Annotated in this window: 1 protein-coding gene; it reads right to left on the minus strand. The window is 32.0% G+C overall.

Annotated features, from left to right (window positions below):
- Positions 1-283 precede the first annotated feature (283 nt).
- Positions 284-742, minus strand: a complete 459-nt coding sequence (locus PW52_RS16945; protein ID WP_044634174.1) for a helix-turn-helix domain-containing protein — start codon at positions 740-742, stop codon at positions 284-286.
- Between the last annotated feature and the right edge of the window lie 49 nt (positions 743-791).

The following is a 791-nucleotide window of genomic DNA, read 5'->3' on the forward strand; positions in this document are numbered from 1 at the left end:
ATATCGCTTACCCAAAGTTGTTCTGGTCGATTAGGAATGTGGTCTTTAACGAGGTTTTTATATTTTTTGTACATATGGTTTGAGTTTGTCGTTGTGATGTAATTTTTAGTTTTAGGAATCAAAAGATTATTAAGTCTTAGGAATCGATAGAATTTGTCTCTACCTATCTTAATATCAGCGTTTATAAAGTCTTTTTTGAGTTCCTTATGGAGTTTTATTCCACCAGTTTTAGAACCTACTTTTTTGCGGTATTGCTTAACTAATTTAATTAGTTTTTGATGGTCTACTTCTTGTTTTCGTTGTACTTTGAGTCTTTTGTAGAAAGCTTGTTTGCTAACCCCAAAACATCCATAAAGCCACTTTCTTTTATACGTGCCTTTTTCTTTAGCTCTATCTCTTTTGCTAATGTTTTGGGTAATGACTTTTTTGACATATCAACGCCTGTAATAAGTTCCATATCAGCGATAATGTCTTGTTGGAAGTCTTTTTGAAACTCAAGTTCTTCAATCTTTTCCTTTAACTTTTTAATTTCATCGTTTTTACTCATACCTGTGTTTTGTTGTACTAAGGTACTGTATTTTCTTAACCAATAGGTAATGGTTGTTCTAGGAACATCATATTTTTTAGAAGCCGAGTTTGTAGATATCTGACCGGTTAAGATTTGGTCAACGACGAATAATTTGAGTTCTAAAGTTGCTTTTTCGTACGTTTTTTTTCGCCAGGGTTGTTCTTGTGTTTTCATAAGTGACTGTAATTAATTGCTTAATTTTTAGTCAACCTATTTCAGGAAA

Source organism: Neotamlana sedimentorum (assembly GCF_000943565.1).
Classification (GTDB): domain Bacteria; phylum Bacteroidota; class Bacteroidia; order Flavobacteriales; family Flavobacteriaceae; genus Neotamlana; species Neotamlana sedimentorum.

Excerpts from the sequence above, each read along its gene's own strand:
- PW52_RS16945 (WP_044634174.1), bottom strand. The coding sequence starts at position 742 with ATGAAAACACAAGAACAACCCTGGCGAAAAAAAACGTACGAAAAAGCA.